Here is a 16,048-nt window from a genome sequence, read left to right as displayed (position 1 = left end):
CCGGCGCAGCGTCCCGAAGCCCGGGAGGCCCCTGGGGCCGAGCGGTGCGAGGGGCGCGTGCGGAGGTGGGTTCGAGCCCGGCCCCGGTGCGCCGCGCTACCTGGTGACGGTCCGCGGTCTGGGCTACAAGTTCGAGCCGTAGGATCCCGGTCCGTCCCCGGAGCCGGGCGGAGTCCGGCGCAGCGTCCCGAAGCCCGGGAGGCCCCTGGGGCCGAGCGGTGCGAGGGGCGCGTGCGGAGGTGGGTTCGAGCCGGACCCCGGTGCACCGCGCCGCCTGGTGACGGTCCGCGGTCTGGGCTACAAGTTCGAGCCGTGAAAAGCACCGGCAGCAGGTACGCGGAAGGGGCGCCCCCACCAGGGGGCGCCCCTTCCGCGTACGTACCGCTGTCGGCTCAGTGGCCGGAGCCCGTGGCGGTGGACTCGCCGCCGTGCTCGCCGCCCTCCGTGCCGTGCTCGCCGGCCTCGGCCGTGGCCTCGGCGGTGGGGGTGGCGCCGGGCGGGAGGGGGACCTCGGAGGGGCCGAAGTCCTTGAAGTAGCTCGTCGAGGGGACGACGAACGCGTTGATGGCGACGTCGCCGGTCTCGCTGAGCTTGAAGACGACCTTCTGCGCGTCGCCGTTCTTCGCGGCCTCGTGGCCGTTCTCGATGGTGGCCGAGGCGTTGCCCGCGCCACCGATGACGACGGAGCCGCCGGCGGGGACGACGACCGGGCCGGCGCCCTGCGCGGGCTTGAGGACGACCGCGGCACCGCTGCCGGGCAGGCTGATCGACTGCAGCGTCTGCGGGGCGCGGCCGTTGTTGAAGACGGTGGCCGAGACGACGGCCGGGCCCTTGGCGCCGGGCGTCGGCTGGGTGATGACGAGCGCGTTCTGGATCTTGACGTCGTCCACCGTGACGGCGGCGTTGTCCGGCCGGATGCCGAGCGTCTGGGCGTCGTTGCCCGCACCGCAGGCGGACAGCGCGGCGATCGAGAACACGATGGCGGTGGCGGCGAGGGCGCCGCGTCGAAGGCTGCGGCTCACGGCGGCGGCAACTCCTAGGACGTACGGACAGGAACGGACAGGAGAGGTACCAGCGGGGTACGAGCGGGTACCAGAGGTGCTAAGGCCCAGCTAAAGGTGCGTCAGCGCGCTTAGGTTACCGAGCCGCACTCTCCGTCCCGCACCCGACCCGCCCCTTAGCGCGGGGCGCGGTCCGCGCGGCTCCGGCGGACGCCCGTGCGCGGAGGCGCGGGGTGGCCGGATCACATCCCATTGGCCGGACGTTCACATAACCGCCGTGATCAATTCCGGCGGCCGCGTCGCATTCCGCATGCCTTCCCTTACGGAAAAGCACGGACGGGCCCTCCGCTGATCAATTCCGGATTCTCGGCGTGATCCCTCCGTACGGGTGGTCGATCCTCGAACGGAGTACGTGAAGAGGGCCACTCCGAGCGGGACGAACACGGACATACCGCACTCTCCGGCAGGTCCCGGATGTGTGTGACGTGCGTGTTTCTCTCCGTCGACGCAGCCGCTCCGACCTGCGAATACCGCCTTCCGGAAGCCCTCCGCAGCACGCGGGCGACGCACTTGTCAAGCCCCGAGATATGCCCTGACCTGCGGAAACGCCATTCAGAAGAAGCAGTTTCCGTGTTACCCTGGATAGCCACGGAAGGGGTACCTGTCACATGACGTTCAAGGTTGGCGACACCGTGGTCTATCCCCATCACGGGGCCGCGCTGATCGAGGCCATCGAAACTCGCCAGATCAAAGGCGTGGACAAGACCTACTTGGTGCTCAAGGTCGCGCAGGGCGACCTGACGGTTCGCGTACCGGCGGACAACGCGGAGTTCGTCGGAGTGCGCGACGTGGTCGGGCAGGACGGGCTGGACCGGGTCTTCGAGGTGCTGCGCGCGCCGTACGCAGAGGAGCCGACCAACTGGTCGCGCCGCTACAAGGCGAACCTGGAGAAGCTCGCCTCCGGCGATGTCATCAAGGTCGCCGAAGTGGTCCGCGACCTCTGGCGCCGCGAGCGCGAGCGCGGTCTCTCCGCAGGTGAGAAGCGCATGCTCGCCAAGGCTCGGCAGATCCTGGTGAGCGAGCTGGCGCTCGCGGAGAACACCAACGAGGACAAGGCCGAGGCCCTCCTCGACGAGGTGCTCGCGTCCTGACGCCTGGCTCACGCCATGCGGGGAAGCGATCCCCAGCAGCAATGCCGCGGTGCCCGCTGACGCACTGTGAATCCCACGATTCCACAGTGCCGTCGCCGGGCACTGCGGCATGTTCGTCTCCCTTTCCCTCCCCGGTCCCCCGAGCTTCACACGAACGTCAGGGCGTCGCACGACGACGCCTCGACCGTCGTCACGGAAAGGGCCCGGTCGAGGCGTCGTCCCACAGCCTGCTGACGCCATACCCACGTCGCCCGCGGAAACAAACCTGCCGGAGTGCAACCGATGTCTGACGAAGCGCGTCCTCCTCGTACCGCCGTGGTGATCCCGGCGGCCGGACGGGGCGTACGCCTCGGCCCGGGCGCCCCCAAAGCGCTGCGCGCGCTGAACGGCACCCCCATGCTCGTCCACGCCGTCCGCGCGATGGCCGCCTCCCGCGCGGTCTCGCTCGTCGTCGTGGTCGCCCCCGCCGACGGCGTCGCCGAGGTCAAGCACCTCCTCGACGACCACGCCCTCCCCGAGCGCACCGACTACCGGGTCGTCGCCGGCGGCGACACCCGCCAGGAGTCCGTCCGCCTCGGCCTCGCCGCCGTTCCCGAGGACGTCACCACCGTCCTCGTCCACGACGCCGCCCGCCCCCTCGTGCCCGTCGACACCGTCGACGCCGTCATCGAGGCCGTCCGGGACGGGGCCGTCGCCGTCGTCCCCGCGATGCCCGTCACGGACACGGTCAAGGAGGTCGAGCCGGCCGAGAAGCCCGGCGCCCCCGAGCAGGTCGTCGCCACCCCGGTCCGCGCCCGCCTCCGCGCCGTGCAGACCCCGCAGGGCTTCGACCGCGCCACCCTCGTCGACGCCCACGCCACCGTCGCCCTCGCCGGCGAGGGCGCCACCGACGACGCCGGCATGGTGGAACGGCTCGGCGCCCCCGTCACCGTCGTCCCCGGCCACGAAGAGGCCTTCAAGGTGACCCGTCCCCTCGACCTCGTCCTCGCCGAGGCCGTACTCGCCCGCAGGAGGGCCAACGATGGCTTCTGAGCAGCTCCCCGTCCCCGTGATCCCCCGCACCGGCATCGGCACGGACGTCCACGCCTTCGAGAAGGGCCGCGAGCTGTGGTGCGCGGGCCTCCTCTGGGAGGACGCCGACAGCGACGGGTACGGACTCGCCGGGCACTCCGACGGGGACGTCGCCGCCCACGCCGCCTGCGACGCGCTCTTCTCCGCCGCCGGAATCGGCGACCTCGGCGCCCACTTCGGCACCTCCCGCCCCGAGTGGTCCGGCGCCTCCGGCGTCACCCTCCTCGCCGAGGCCGCCCGGATCGTCCGCGCCGAGGGGTACGAGATCGGCAACATCGCCGTCCAGGTCGTCGGCGTCCGGCCGAAGGTCGGCAAGCGCCGCGACGAGGCCCAGAAGGCGCTGGGCGAAGCGGCCGGAGCGCCCGTCTCCGTCTCCGGCACCACGACCGACGGGCTCGGCCTGACCGGCCGCGCCGAGGGCCTCGCCGCCCTCGCGACCGCCCTCGTCTACGCCGTGCCGCGCCGGGAGCCGTAGAAAAACGCCCCCCGCGGCCGGGAGCCGCGGAAAAACGTGCCCCGTCGCCCGGAATCGGTCGCGGGGCACCACCGTGCGCCCACTACCCTGGTGGGGTGACCATTCGCCTGTACGACACCAGCGCCCGGCAGATCCGTGACTTCACCCCGCTCACGCCGGGCTGCGTCTCGATCTACCTGTGTGGTGCCACCGTCCAGGCGGCCCCGCACATCGGCCACATCCGGTCGGGGCTGAACTTCGACATCATGCGCCGCTGGTTCGCCCACCGCGGCTACGACGTCACGTTCGTCCGCAACGTCACCGACATCGACGACAAGATCATCAGGAAGGGCGCCGAGCAGGACCGCCCCTGGTGGTCCATCGGCTACGAGAACGAGCGCGCGTTCAACGCGGGCTACGAGGCCCTCGGCTGCCTCCCGCCCACCTACGAGCCCCGCGCCACCGGCCACGTGCCCGAGATGATCGAGATGATGCGCGGCCTCATCGAGCGCGGCCACGCCTACGAGGCGGACGGCAGCGTCTACTTCGACGTGCGCTCCTTCCCCGGCTACCTGGAGCTCTCCAACCAGGACCTGGACGACCTGCGCCAGCCCGACGAGGGCGTCTCCGGCAAGCGGGACCCCCGCGACTTCGCCATGTGGAAGGCCACCAAGCCCGGTGAGCCCGACTGGGAGACCCCCTGGGGCCGCGGCCGTCCCGGCTGGCACCTGGAGTGCTCGGCCATGGCCCACAAGTACCTGGGCTCCGCCTTCGACATCCACGGCGGCGGCCTCGACCTGATCTTCCCCCACCACGAGAACGAGATCGCCCAGGCCAAGGCCTTCGGCGACGAGTTCGCCCGGTACTGGGTGCACAACGCCTGGGTCACCATGAGCGGCGAGAAGATGTCGAAGTCGCTGGGCAACAGCGTCCTCGTCTCCGAGATGGTCAAGAACTGGCGCCCCATCGTCCTGCGCTACTACCTGGGCACCCCGCACTACCGCTCGATGATCGAGTACAGCGAGGAGTCCCTGCGCGAGGCCGAGGCCGCCTTCGGCCGCATCGAGGGCTTCGTCCAGCGCGCCACCGAGAAGGCCGGCCGGACCGTGCCGCCCGCCGCCGAGGTGCCGCCGGCCTTCGCCGAGGCCATGGACGACGACCTGGGCGTCCCGCACGCCCTGGCGATCATCCACACCACCGTCCGGCAGGGCAACAGCGCGCTGGGCGCCGACGACAAGGACGAGGCCATCGCCCGCCTCGCCGAGGTCCGCGCCATGCTCGGAGTCCTCGGCCTCGACCCGCTCGACCCGCACTGGGCCGACGGGTCCGGCGGCGGCGACGAGCTCCACGGCGTCGTCGACACGCTCGTCCGCCTCGTGCTCCAGCAGCGCGAGGCCGCCCGCGAGCGCAAGGACTGGGGCACCGCGGACGCGATCCGCGACCAGCTCACCCAGTCCGGCCTGGTCATCGAGGACAGCCCCGACGGCCCCCGCTGGACCATCGCCAACCGATAGATCGCTGATGATGTGCCGTCCGGACCCCCGGGCGGCACACTTCAGTTAGCAGACAGACTTCACGCACGCAGGCGATCTACATCCACGCGTAGATCGGAGATCGAAAGAAGCAGGTAGCAGTCATGGCCGGGAACAGCCAGCGCAGGGGACGTCGTACGTCCAACAAGAAGGGCGCGACGGTCGGCAGCGGTGGCCAGCGGCGCAAGGGCCTGGAGGGCAAGGGCCCCACGCCCAAGGCCGAGAACCGCAAGGGCCACAAGGCCTTCCGCGTCTCCAACGCGATGGCCCGCAACGCGGCCAAGCGCAAGCCCGTCGCCCGCCGCGGCGGCAAGGGCCAGTCCGAGATGGTCGTCGGCCGCAACCCGGTCTTCGAGGCGCTCCGCGACGGCGTGCCCGCCACCACCCTCTACGTCCAGCAGTTCATCGACAACGACGAGCGCGTGCGCGAGGCCCTCAACCTCGCCACCGGCCGCGGCAACATCAACATCATGGAGGCGCCGCGCCCCGAGCTCGACCGGATGACGAACGGCCTGAACCACCAGGGCCTCGTCCTTCAGGTCCCGCCGTACGAGTACGCGCACCCCGAGGACCTCGCCGCGTCGGCCTACGACGAGCAGGAGGACCCGCTGATCGTCGCCCTCGACGGCGTCACCGACCCGCGCAACCTCGGCGCCGTCGTCCGCTCCGTCTCCGCCTTCGGCGGCCACGGCGTCGTCGTCCCCGAGCGCCGCGCCGCCGGCATGACCGCGGGCGCCTGGAAGACCTCGGCCGGCACCGCCGCCCGCACCCCGGTGGCCCGCGCCACCAACCTCACCCGCTGCCTCCAGGAGTACCAGAAGGCCGGGATCACGGTCGTCGGCCTGGCCGCCGACGGCGACGCCGAGGTCCACGAGCTGGAGGCCCTGGAGGGCCCGGTCGTCATCGTCGTCGGCTCCGAGGGCAAGGGCCTGTCCCGCCTCGTCGGCGAGACCTGCGACTTCCTCGTCCGCATCCCGATGCCCGGCGGCGCCGAGTCGCTCAACGCCGGTGTCGCCGCCGGCGTCGTCCTCTACGAGGCGGCCCGCCGCCGCATGGCCTGACCCGCCTCCCCCGTACGGGCTGACCCGTACGGGGGACGCGCTCCGGCCGTGATCTTGACGGGTCTCGGACATCCGAAGCCCGTCAAGGCAGTGTCCTAACCGCGCATCACTCGGTTAGATGAGTGTGGACACCAGAACGCCCCGGCCGGGGTTCGACGATCAGCCCTCCCTGAGCATGGTCAAAGTGGATTCCGATCCCGCCCAGGTGATCGTGAACCACGCCAGCTTCCGTGTGCGGCTCGCGCCGGCCCCCTCGCCGAAGTTCGCTGCGAACCCGCGCGCCGGCGCCCTCTCCGGAGCGGCCGGCGGTGCGGGGGCGCCGCGCCGCCGCCCCGTCGTCTGGTCCGGGAAGGCCACGCCGGGCGCGACCGGACTCCTCCAGGCCGTGCGCGACTCCTCGGCCGCCCCCGGCGCCGCGGTCTCCACCCTGGACCCGGCCACCCAGACCATCCCGCGCATCGACGACACGATGCCCACCCCCGTCGTGCCCGCCGGCGCGGCCGCCCCCATCCTGCCGCCCATGCGGCGGGCCGAGGGCGCCTACGACGAGGTGTACGAACTGCGGCCCGAGGAGCCGTACGACGAGGCCCGCGCCCCGCACCGCCAGGGCCCCGACCCGGTCCGGCACGCCTACTACCCCGGCCGCCGGATGAACCTCGGCGTGGTGCTCCTCCCGCTCCGCGTCTTCCTCGGCCTCATCTCCGTCTACGCCGGCATGGGCAAGCTCTGCGACCCCGTCTACTTCGACGGCGGCGAGCGCGGCTCCATGGTCAAGTGGCTCACCCAGCTCCACCCCTGGCCGCTCGCCGAACCCCTGCGGGACTTCGCCCTCCAGCACCCGGTCGGCGCCGGACTGACCGTCGCCTTCCTCCAGGTCGTCGTCGGCGTCCTCACCGTCCTCGGCCTCTGGCAGCGGGTCGCCGCCGTCGTCGGCGCGCTCCTCTCCGCCGCCCTCATCCTCACCGTCAGCTGGCGGACCGTCCCCGTCTACGACGCGCCCGACATCATCTACCTGGCCGCCTGGTCCCCGCTGATCATCGCCGGCGCCCCCGTCTACTCCATCGACGGCCGCCTCGCCGGCGAGGCATGGCGGACCCTCGGCCCGCGCGCCGAACTGTGGGAGCTGCGCCGCCGGGTGCTGCGCCGCTCGACCCTCTTCGCCTCCGTCGCCGTCGGCCTCACCCTGCTCGTCGGCTCCGTCCTCGGCGGCGCGGTCCGCTCCACCGAGATGGTCACCGTCCCCGGGCCGAACGACGACCCGATCAACCACCTCCCCGGCCAGCCCCTCCCGACCGAGCCCGAGCGCCGCCGCACCCCCTCGCAGCAGCCCAGCGGCGAGAGCTCCGAGCGGCCGGCCGCCCCGGCGGCCACCGAGGAGCGCGAGGAGCCCGCGGAGGAGACGCGGGAGGCGACCCGGCCGGCCGAGACGACCGGCAGCGGTGCCGAGTCCTCCCCGACGCAGGAGCAGCGGCCGACCGCCCCGCGCACCACCGGCGGCGCCACCAGCGGCGGCAGCAGCCGTACGCCGTCCCAGTCGCAGCCCGCGCCCCCGCCGTCCACCAGCGACGCCCCGGCCACCACGGGCGGTTCGTCCGACGGCTCCACCGGCTCGACCTCCGAGCAGCCCCCGACGGAGAGCTCCACGACCGGCGGCGGGGACGGCGGCGGCGCCCCGCAGAACCCGATCGGCGGCCTCCTGGGCTGACCCCGGAGCCGTACGCGCAGGAGAAGGGCGGCACCTCCCCTCAGGGGCGGTGCCGCCCTTCCCGTGCGCCGGGACCTGTCAGTGGTGGCCCTGGGCGGCGAGCTCCTTCGAGGCCTCCGTGAGGTCCTTGGCGGTGTCGATGGCCCGCCAGTACGCCCCCTGGGGCAGCGGGAAGCCGGCCAGCCGGCGCTCCCGGGCGAGCCGGGGGAAGGTGGTCCGCTCGTGGTCGCCGACGTCCGGCAGGGCCTCGGTGAAGGCGGGGGAGAAGACGTACACGCCGGCGTTGATGAGGAACGGCGACGGCGGTGCCTCCACGAAGTCGGTGATGTGCCCGAAGGTGTCCGTCTCGACGGCCCCCCACGGGATCCGGGGACGGGCCAGGGCGAGGGTGGCGGTGGCGTCCCGCTCGTCGTGGAAGGCGGCCATCTCGCGCAGCGAGAAGCGGGTCCAGATGTCGCCGTTGGTGGCGTACCAGGGCCGGCCGGGCTCGGGCAGGTGCGCGGCGGCGTACTTCAGGCCGCCGCCGCGGCCCAGCGGCTCGGTCTCCACGACCGTGGTCACCTTGAGCGGCAGGTCCGCCGACTCCAGCCACTCCTGGAGGACTTCGGCGAGGTGCCCGCAGGACACGACGGCGTCGGTGACGCCCTCGGCGGCCAGCCAGGAAAGCTGATGGCCGATGATCGGGGTCCCGGTGCCCGGGATCTCGACCATCGGCTTGGGGCGGTCGTCGGTGTAGGGGCGCAGCCGCGAGCCCTGGCCGCCCGCCAGGACCACGGCCTGCGTCGGAGTGGTGTGCATACGGGGAACGATAGGTGCCCCGCGGGCGCGGACGCGGGGGCGCGCTCAGGCCGTCGCGCGCATCACGCCGGTCGCGTACGCGGTGTCGCAGACCGGGCGGGAGAAGGACTGGGCGCGGGCCGGGCCGTAGTGCTCGACGGCGGCGCGGCCCAGCGCGCGGGCGATCGACACGCAGTGCTCGGCGAGCGAGGGGCGGTTCTCCACCTCGCGCTGGAGGTGGGTGAGGGCGACGCCCGGGTCCTTCTCCTGGAGCTCGGCGAGGAGCCGGTCGCGCAGGACGTCCTGCGGGGCGCGGGACTTGGCACGGGTGGACACGTCCGCGGAGGACGCGGTCAGCATCCGGCCGTCGGAGTCCTGGCCGGCCCACGGCACGGCGGACACCGCGAGCGTTCCCGACAGGACCAGGACGACGGGCAGGACGAGGGCGAGGGAGCGGCCGATACGGCGGGCAGAGTGCGTCACGCAGGCGAGCGTAGCGGCCGGTAGTGATATGGCGACATTTAGTCACTCTCGCGAGGGATGGTTCGACGCGCCTTTTCGAATCCCGTGTTGACGCGGGGCAGTGGGGAGGGCCCCGAATGCCGGGGTTTTCCGGGGTAAGCCCGTTTAAACGAACGACCCCGCATCCGCAAGGGACACGGGGCCGTTCGCCACCGCTTCAGGAACGGGTCACTCGCTGATGCGCTGCTCCGTGGACTTGGAGAAGACGTGCAGCTCGCCGGCGCGCGGGACGACGTGCAGCGTGGAGCCCTTGGCGGGGATCTCGCGGCCGCCGACGCGGATGACGATGTCCTTGTCCTCGCCGCCGACGCGGGTGGAGCCGTAGACGAAGCCGTCGGAGCCCAGCTCCTCGACCACGTTGACGGTCACGGCGACGCCGTCCTTGCTGGTGGCGCCGGAGACGTCGAAGTGCTCCGGGCGGACGCCGACGACGACGGTGGTGTCGCCGTTGGCGGCGGCGGTGGCGAGCGCGTCACGGGAGACCGGGACGATGCTGTTGCCGAACTTGACGCCGCCCTCGGTGATCGGGACCTCGATCAGGTTCATGGCGGGGGAGCCGATGAAGCCGGCGACGAAGAGGTTCGCGGGCCGGTCGTACATGTTGCGCGGGGTGTCGACCTGCTGGAGCAGACCGTCCTTCAGCACGGCGACGCGGTCGCCCATGGTGAGGGCCTCGGTCTGGTCGTGCGTCACGTACACCGTCGTGATCCCGAGCCGGCGCTGGAGGCCCGCGATCTGCGTACGGGTCGAGACGCGGAGCTTCGCGTCGAGGTTCGACAGCGGCTCGTCCATGAGGAAGACCTGCGGCTCGCGGACGATCGCGCGGCCCATGGCGACGCGCTGGCGCTGACCGCCGGAGAGCGCCTTCGGCTTGCGGTCGAGGTACTCGGTGAGGTCGAGGATCTTCGCGGCCTCTTCGACCTTGGCGCGGATCTCGCTCTTGTTGACGCCGGCGATCTTGAGCGCGAAGCCCATGTTGTCGGCGACGGTCATGTGCGGGTACAGCGCGTAGTTCTGGAACACCATGGCGATGTCCCGGTCCTTCGGCGGCAGGTGCGTGACGTCGCGGTCGCCGATGCGGATGGCACCCGCGTTCACGTCCTCCAGGCCCGCGAGCATGCGGAGCGAGGTCGACTTGCCACAGCCCGAGGGACCGACGAGGACGAGGAACTCGCCGTCCGCGATCTCGATGTCGAGCTGGTTGACGGAGGGCTTGGTGGCACCCGGGTAGATGCGGGTCGCCTTGTCGAAAGTGACGGAAGCCATGGTGGTGTGTCCCTTCACCGGCAGGAACGTGCCGGACGATCCGAGTAAAGGAAGGATTGATGTCTGGTCCACCTGGGTGAACTCCGGCCGACGGTACCTGCCGCCGCCCGATCTGTCAGCAGTTCGAAGGACGTGAGATTTCCGACCGGGGGCGGGGCCGGGTTGGTTAGACTGCACTCGCTGCCGCCTTAGCTCAGTTGGCTAGAGCGCTTGACTTGTAATCTTGAGGTCGTCGGTTCGATTCCGACAGGCGGCTCTTGTGACGAAGGCCCCGGCCCCCCGTGAAGGGGTGCCGGGGCCTTCGTCGTGCGCGGGCGGTGCGGGTGGTCCGGGTGGTGCGGCCGGTCAGCGGCCGGCGATCCTGTTGGCCCAGTGGGCGACGCGGTCGGTGGTGGCGGTGTGGGTGGCGGCTTCGCGGTGGTCGGCGCCGCGGAAGGCGGCGTACATGGTCTGGACGCCGAGCCAGCGGAGGGGTTCGGGTTCCCACTTGCGGACCTTGTGGTTCACCCAGGGGAGGGTGGTGAGGTCGGTGGGGCCGGACTGGCCGGAGTCCTGCCGGATGAGGTCGGTGAGGGTGCGGGCGGCGAGGTTGGTGGTGGCGACGCCGGAGCCGACGTAGCCGCCGGCCCAGCCGATGCCGGTGGAGCGGTCGAGGGTGACGGTGGCGCACCAGTCGCGGGGGACGCCGAGGACGCCGGACCAGGCGTGGTCGACGCGGACGCCGGCGAGCTGGGGGAAGAAGCGGGTCAGGACGGCGCGGAGGGCCTCGACGGTCCGCGGCTGGGTGCGGCCGTCGTTGTCGGTCTTCGAGCCGTAGCGGTACGGGACGCCCCGGCCGCCGAGCGCGATGCGGCCGTCGGCGGTGCGCTGGGCGTACATGTAGGCGTGGGCCATGTCGCCGAGGGTCTCCCGGCCCTCCCAGCCGACGGACTCCCACTGGGCGTCGGTGAGCGGCTCGGTGGCGATCATCGAGGAGTTCATGGGGAGCCAGGTGCGGCGCTGGCCGGCGAGGGAGGCGGTGAAGCCCTCGGTGCAGCGGAGCACGTAGGGGGCGCGGACCGTGCCGTACGGGGTGACGGCGTGCTGGGGCCTGATCTCCGTGACGGGGGTCGACTCGTGGATCGTCACGCCCAGGGCCTCCACGGCCGCGCGCAGGCCGTTGACCAGCTTCACCGGGTGGACGCGGGCGCCGTGCGGGGTCCAGGAGGAGCCGACGGCGCCGGCCACGCGGACGCGGGCGGCGGTCTCGCGGGCGCCGTAGATCTCCCGGTCGGCCTCGCCGAAGGCGTGCTCGGCGGCGTGGAACTCCTTGAGGCGGGCCAGCTGGGCGGGGGTGAGGGCGACCTCCAGGACGCCGCCGCGGTGCTGGTCGGCGTCGATCTTCTCGGCGTCGAGGACGTCGAGGACCTCGGTGACGGTGGCGTTCATGGCCTGCTGGAGGCGGACGGCGGCGTCGTGGCCGTGCAGGGCGGCGTAGCGGGCGCGGCCGGCGATGCCGTTGTAGAGCCAGCCGCCGTTGCGGCCGGAGGCGCCGTAGCCGCAGAAGCGGGATTCGAGGACGACGATGTCGAGGAAGGGGGCGGCCTTCTTCAGGTAGTAGGCGGTCCACAGGCCGGTGTAGCCGCCGCCGACGACGCACACGTCGGCGGTGCGGTCGCCGGGCAGCGGTTCGCGGGGTTCGGGCAGGCCCTCCTGCGCGAACCAGAAGGAGATGCCGCCGTTGACCGTGTCCGTGCCGCGGGTGCTGCCCGTACTGCTGTTCATCCCTGTCCCTCTTCCCGGTGCGTGGCGGGAGGGTACCCGGGGCGTTGGTCCCCTGGATACGGGTCCTTCGGCGCTCGGCGGCGGGCGGGGCCGCGCCTAGGTTCGAAGGTGCGGATTCCGTCGCTCCGGAAGGGGAACTCCATGGTGGTGCGCAGGACGCGGCACGCCCTCGCGGCCTCGGTCGCCGCGGGTCTCATCGGCCTTGCGGCGGTGGGGTGTTCGCCGGGCGGCGGCGGGGAGCCGGCGGCCGCCGCGACGGCGGACGGGGTGCCGTCGGCGCACGCGGGGACGCTGAGCGTGCTCCCGTCGGCGGTGGAGGGCACGAAGATCGTCGTCGGCGGCGCGGACGCCCCGCACACGGTGACGGTGTACGCGGACCCCCGCTGCCCGTACTGCGCGAAGTTCGAGGCGAGCGGCGGCACGGTGCTGGCGGAGCGGGCGGCGAAGGGCGAGTTGAGGGTCGAGTACGTCGTCGCGTCCTTCCTCGACGGGCGGACCGGCGGCGCGGCGTCGGCGCGGGCGGCGAACGCGCTGCGGGCGGCGGCGGACGCGGGTCCCGGGAAGTTCGCCGCGTTCCAGGCGGAGCTGTTCGCGGCGCAGCCGGAGGGCGAGCCGGCGGACGCCTACTCCGCCGCCGAACTGCTGCGGATCGCCGACCGGGTGCCGGGCCTGCGGGGCGACGCCTTCGACCGCGCGGTGCGCGACGGGTCCCACCGGGCGTGGGTGGCGGACGCGGAGCGGGCCTTCGAGGACTCGGGCGTCGGCGGCACCCCGTCGGTCCTGGTGAACGGCGAGCCGCTGGACGGCGGGACCGGTCTGTACGACGCGACGGAGTTCGGGAGGCTGCTGGACGCGGCGGTGGGGTGAGGTGAATTGGGCCGGGGGGGGGCGTGCGGGGGAGTGGGGCCGTGCGGGCCCGGGGCGGTGGGTCGTAGGGTCGGGGTGTGATCGACGTACCCGGGGAACTCGCGGCCAGCCAGGCGAAGTACAACGGTGAGGCGGGGCGGGCGTTCATCGCCGAACTGCCGGGGAGGGCGGAGGAGTTCCTCGGCCGGTGGGGGCTGCGGCTCGACGGGGCCTCGATGCACGGCGTGGCGTCCCTGGTGCTGCCCGTGGTGCGGGAGGACGGCACGCCCGCCGCGCTCAAGCTCCAGCTGCTCGACGAGGAGAGCGAGGGGGAGCCGGTCGCGCTGCGCGCGTGGGACGGGGACGGGGTCGTACGGCTCCTGGAGCACGATCCCGTGACGGGCACGATGCTGCTCGAACGGGCCGACCACACGCGGCACCTGTCGCGGCTCGGGGACGAGCGGGAGGCCGTGCGGATCCTCGCCGGGCTGCTCGCCCGGCTGTCGGCGCTCCCGGCGCCGCCCGGACTGCGGGGGCTCGGTGACGCCGCCGCCCGGATGCTCGCGCGGGTGCCGGCCGCGACGGCCCGGCTCGGCGCGGAGGACGCGGCGCTGCTGGCGGACTGCGCGGCTGCCGTGCGGGAGGTGGCGGGGGAGCCGGGGGACCGGCTGCTGCACTGGGACCTGCACTACGACAACGTGCTGGGCGCGGAGCGCGAGCCGTGGCTGGTCATCGACCCGAAGCCGCTCGCCGGGGACCCCGGCTTCGAGCTGCTGCCGGCCCTCACCGACCTGTGGAACCCCGACCCGGCCGAGATCCGGTGGCGCTTCGACCTGCTCACCGAGCGGCTCGGGCTCGACCGGGAGCGGGCGCTGGCGTGGACGCTGGGGCGGGTGCTCCAGAACGGGCTGTGGGACGTCGAGGACGGCGAGCCCGCGCTCGACGCGGACCAGGTGGTCATCGCGCGGAGCCTGCTGGCAGGCTGAGGGCATGATCCGTACCGCCACCCCGGCCGACGTGCCCGTCATCCACGCCCTGATCCGCGACCTCGCGGAGTACGAGAAGGCCCTCGACGAGGTCCGCGCGACTCCGGAGCAGCTCCACGAGGCGCTCTTCGGCGAGCGGCCCGCCGCCTACGCCCACATCGCGGAGGACGCGGCCGGCGAGCCGGTCGGCTTCGCGCTGTGGTTCCTCAACTTCTCGACCTGGCGCGGCGTCCACGGCATCTACCTGGAAGACCTGTACGTCCGTCCGGAGGCGCGCGGCGGCGGCCACGGCAAGGCCCTGCTGACCGAGCTGGCCCGGATCTGCGTGGAGCGCGGCTACGAGCGCCTGGAGTGGTCGGTCCTGGACTGGAACGCGCCGTCGATCGCCTTCTACGAGTCGCTGGGCGCCCGCCCGCAGGACGAGTGGACGGTCTACCGGCTGACGGACGGGGCCCTGGCGGCGCTGGGCGCTCCGGCGGGGGTGTAGGAAGTCCCCATGTGCAACGACCACGGCAATCACGACGACATGGGCGTCGAGGCCCGCTTCCGGCGGATCACCGACTTCATCGAGGCCCGCCTGACCCCGCTCTTCGACCCCGCGAACGGCAGCGACCACGGCTTCGGGATGGACGACACCTCCCGGGCCCTGCGGGCGCTGCGCTACACCGTGCAGGCCGCCTCGCAGGTCACCGGCCTGGTGGAGAAGCGGGAGACGGCGCCGGAGCTGCGCCAGGTGGTGGACCAGGCGCTGGAGCACAACTGGGACGTGCTCCGCTCCGCCGCCCGGATGTGGGAGGACCACGAGGACTTCCTGAAGGAGTTCAAGGCGCACTCCTGGGACGTGCTCGGCGTCTGAGGCGCCCGCCGGGCCCCCGGAGGGCCCCCGCGTCCGTCGGGGGCCCTCCGCGTCCGCTACGGGATCAGGACCACCTTGCCCATCGTGCCCCGGTTCTCCAGGGCGCGGTGGGCTTTCGCCGCTTCGGCGAGGGGGAAGCGGTGGACGGCGGGGCGGAGGGTGCCGGCGGAGGCGGCGGCGAGGGCGGCGAGTTCGAGGGTGCGGACGTCGCCGCCGGCCTTCCGGATCATGACGGGGCCGAGGACGGAGCCGGAGGTGATGCCCCGGGCGGCCAGTTCCTCCTCGGTGAAGGCGAGGGGTTCGCCGCCGGACCAGCCGAAGACGACGTGCTGTCCGCCCTTGCCGAGGAGGTCGACGGCGGCGCGTCCGGTGTCGCCGCCGACGGAGTCGTAGACGACGGTGGCGGTGCGGTCGCGGAGGAAGGCGCGGACCTCGGCGGGCCAGTCGGGGCGGGTGTAGTCGACGGCGAGGTCGGCGCCGTTCGCGCGGACGCGGGCGGTCTTGGCGGGGCCGCCGGCGAGGCCGACGACGGTGGCGCCGGCGTTCTTGGCGTACTGGACGAGGAGGGTGCCGATGCCGCCGGCGGCGGCGGGCACGATCGCGACGGAGTCCGGGCCGAGCGCGGTGAACTGGAGGATGCCGAGGGTGGTGCGGCCGGTGCCGATCATGGCGACGGCCTCGGCGTCGCCGAGGTGGTCGGGGAGGGCGTGGAGCCGGGCGGCGTCGGTGACGGCGCGTTCGGCGTAGCCGCCGGGGTTCATGCCGAGGTGGGCGACGACGCGCCTGCCGAGCCAGGAGGGGTCGGTGCCCTCGCCGAGGGCGTCGACGGTGCCGGCGACCTCGCGGCCGGGGACGGTGGGGAGTTCGGCGGGGGCGGGGAAGGGGCCGGGCAGGCCCTCGCGGAGGGTGGTGTCGAGGAGGTGGACGCCGGCGGCGGTGACGGCGATCCGGACCTGCCCGGGGCCGGGGACGGGGTCGGGGACCTCCTCGTGGACGAGGTTCTCGGCGGGGCCGAAGGCGTGGAGGCGGATGGCGTGCATGACGGTTCCCCTTCGT

At 73.1% G+C, this 16,048-nt stretch carries 16 protein-coding genes and 1 tRNA gene; 11 read left to right on the top strand and 6 right to left on the bottom strand.

Annotated features, from left to right (window positions below; all coding sequences use genetic code 11):
* Window positions 1–392: 392 nt before the first annotated feature.
* Complete coding sequence (locus IE326_RS10560) at window positions 393–1,022, bottom strand: copper chaperone PCu(A)C domain-containing protein (RefSeq protein ID WP_150230086.1); 630 nt, start codon at window positions 1,020–1,022, stop codon at window positions 393–395.
* Between the two features lie 647 nt (window positions 1,023–1,669).
* On the opposite strand from IE326_RS10560, the gene IE326_RS10555 reads away from it, so the two are divergent.
* The 6 genes from IE326_RS10555 (at window position 1,670) to IE326_RS10530 (ending at window position 7,975) form a co-directional block, all read left to right on the top strand.
* Window positions 1,670–2,152, top strand: a complete 483-nt coding sequence (locus IE326_RS10555) for a CarD family transcriptional regulator (RefSeq protein ID WP_003953493.1) — start codon at window positions 1,670–1,672, stop codon at window positions 2,150–2,152.
* A 282-nt stretch (window positions 2,153–2,434) separates the two neighbouring features.
* On the top strand, window positions 2,435–3,184 hold the full coding sequence (gene ispD / locus IE326_RS10550; RefSeq protein ID WP_190041367.1) for a 2-C-methyl-D-erythritol 4-phosphate cytidylyltransferase: 750 nt from the start codon (window positions 2,435–2,437) through the stop codon (window positions 3,182–3,184).
* Window positions 3,174–3,698, top strand: a complete 525-nt coding sequence (gene ispF, locus IE326_RS10545; protein ID WP_190041366.1) for a 2-C-methyl-D-erythritol 2,4-cyclodiphosphate synthase — start codon at window positions 3,174–3,176, stop codon at window positions 3,696–3,698. Before ispD ends, ispF begins: the two co-directional genes overlap by 11 nt.
* Before the next feature lie 95 nt (window positions 3,699–3,793).
* Window positions 3,794–5,191: a cysteine--tRNA ligase gene (cysS, locus tag IE326_RS10540; RefSeq protein WP_150230094.1), complete on the top strand. Its 1,398-nt coding sequence runs from the start codon at window positions 3,794–3,796 to the stop codon at window positions 5,189–5,191.
* 122 nt (window positions 5,192–5,313) lie between these two features.
* On the top strand, window positions 5,314–6,270 hold the full coding sequence (rlmB, locus tag IE326_RS10535; RefSeq protein ID WP_150230097.1) for a 23S rRNA (guanosine(2251)-2'-O)-methyltransferase RlmB: 957 nt from the start codon (window positions 5,314–5,316) through the stop codon (window positions 6,268–6,270).
* Between the two features lie 118 nt (window positions 6,271–6,388).
* Window positions 6,389–7,975, top strand: coding sequence for a DoxX family membrane protein (locus IE326_RS10530; protein ID WP_190041365.1), 1,587 nt, complete (start codon window positions 6,389–6,391; stop codon window positions 7,973–7,975).
* Between the two features lie 78 nt (window positions 7,976–8,053).
* On the opposite strand, the gene IE326_RS10525 is transcribed toward IE326_RS10530, so the two are convergent.
* From IE326_RS10525 to IE326_RS10515, 3 genes are all read right to left on the bottom strand, one after another.
* Window positions 8,054–8,773: a nucleotidyltransferase family protein gene (locus IE326_RS10525; RefSeq protein ID WP_150230103.1), complete on the bottom strand. Its 720-nt coding sequence runs from the start codon at window positions 8,771–8,773 to the stop codon at window positions 8,054–8,056.
* A gap of 45 nt (window positions 8,774–8,818) precedes the next feature.
* Window positions 8,819–9,235, bottom strand: a complete 417-nt coding sequence (locus IE326_RS10520) for a hypothetical protein (RefSeq protein WP_150230106.1) — start codon at window positions 9,233–9,235, stop codon at window positions 8,819–8,821.
* Between the two features lie 207 nt (window positions 9,236–9,442).
* Window positions 9,443–10,540 carry an ABC transporter ATP-binding protein gene (locus IE326_RS10515; protein WP_150230109.1) on the bottom strand — a complete coding sequence of 366 codons (1,098 nt, stop codon included), beginning with the start codon at window positions 10,538–10,540 and terminating at the stop codon, window positions 9,443–9,445.
* 182 nt (window positions 10,541–10,722) lie between these two features.
* Between IE326_RS10515 and IE326_RS10510 the strand changes: the two genes are divergently transcribed.
* Window positions 10,723–10,796 (top strand) — tRNA-Thr (locus IE326_RS10510).
* Window positions 10,797–10,885: 89 nt separating this feature from the next.
* Here IE326_RS10510 and IE326_RS10505 read toward each other — a convergent pair.
* Window positions 10,886–12,304: an NAD(P)/FAD-dependent oxidoreductase gene (locus IE326_RS10505; RefSeq protein WP_190041364.1), complete on the bottom strand. Its 1,419-nt coding sequence runs from the start codon at window positions 12,302–12,304 to the stop codon at window positions 10,886–10,888.
* A gap of 141 nt (window positions 12,305–12,445) precedes the next feature.
* On the opposite strand from IE326_RS10505, the gene IE326_RS10500 reads away from it, so the two are divergent.
* From IE326_RS10500 to IE326_RS10485, 4 genes are all read left to right on the top strand, one after another.
* On the top strand, window positions 12,446–13,171 hold the full coding sequence (locus tag IE326_RS10500; protein ID WP_150230116.1) for a DsbA family protein: 726 nt from the start codon (window positions 12,446–12,448) through the stop codon (window positions 13,169–13,171).
* Window positions 13,172–13,248: 77 nt separating this feature from the next.
* Complete coding sequence (locus tag IE326_RS10495) at window positions 13,249–14,136, top strand: aminoglycoside phosphotransferase family protein (RefSeq protein WP_190041363.1); 888 nt, start codon at window positions 13,249–13,251, stop codon at window positions 14,134–14,136.
* A gap of 4 nt (window positions 14,137–14,140) precedes the next feature.
* A complete protein-coding gene (locus IE326_RS10490; protein WP_150230122.1) occupies window positions 14,141–14,623 on the top strand; it encodes a GNAT family N-acetyltransferase in 483 nt (160 codons plus the stop codon).
* A gap of 9 nt (window positions 14,624–14,632) precedes the next feature.
* Entirely contained in the window at window positions 14,633–14,992 is a 360-nt protein-coding gene (locus IE326_RS10485) for a hypothetical protein (protein WP_229915282.1), read from the top strand.
* Window positions 14,993–15,048: 56 nt separating this feature from the next.
* Here IE326_RS10485 and IE326_RS10480 read toward each other — a convergent pair whose 3' ends face one another.
* Complete coding sequence (locus IE326_RS10480) at window positions 15,049–16,032, bottom strand: zinc-binding dehydrogenase (RefSeq protein ID WP_190041362.1); 984 nt, start codon at window positions 16,030–16,032, stop codon at window positions 15,049–15,051.
* Between the last annotated feature and the right edge of the window lie 16 nt (window positions 16,033–16,048).

Origin of the sequence: Streptomyces filamentosus (genome assembly GCF_014654895.1) — a bacterium.
Classification (GTDB): Bacteria; Actinomycetota; Actinomycetes; order Streptomycetales; family Streptomycetaceae; genus Streptomyces; species Streptomyces filamentosus.
The sequence above is the reverse complement of the archived record's forward strand: the minus strand, read 5'-3'. Positions and strand labels throughout refer to the sequence as shown.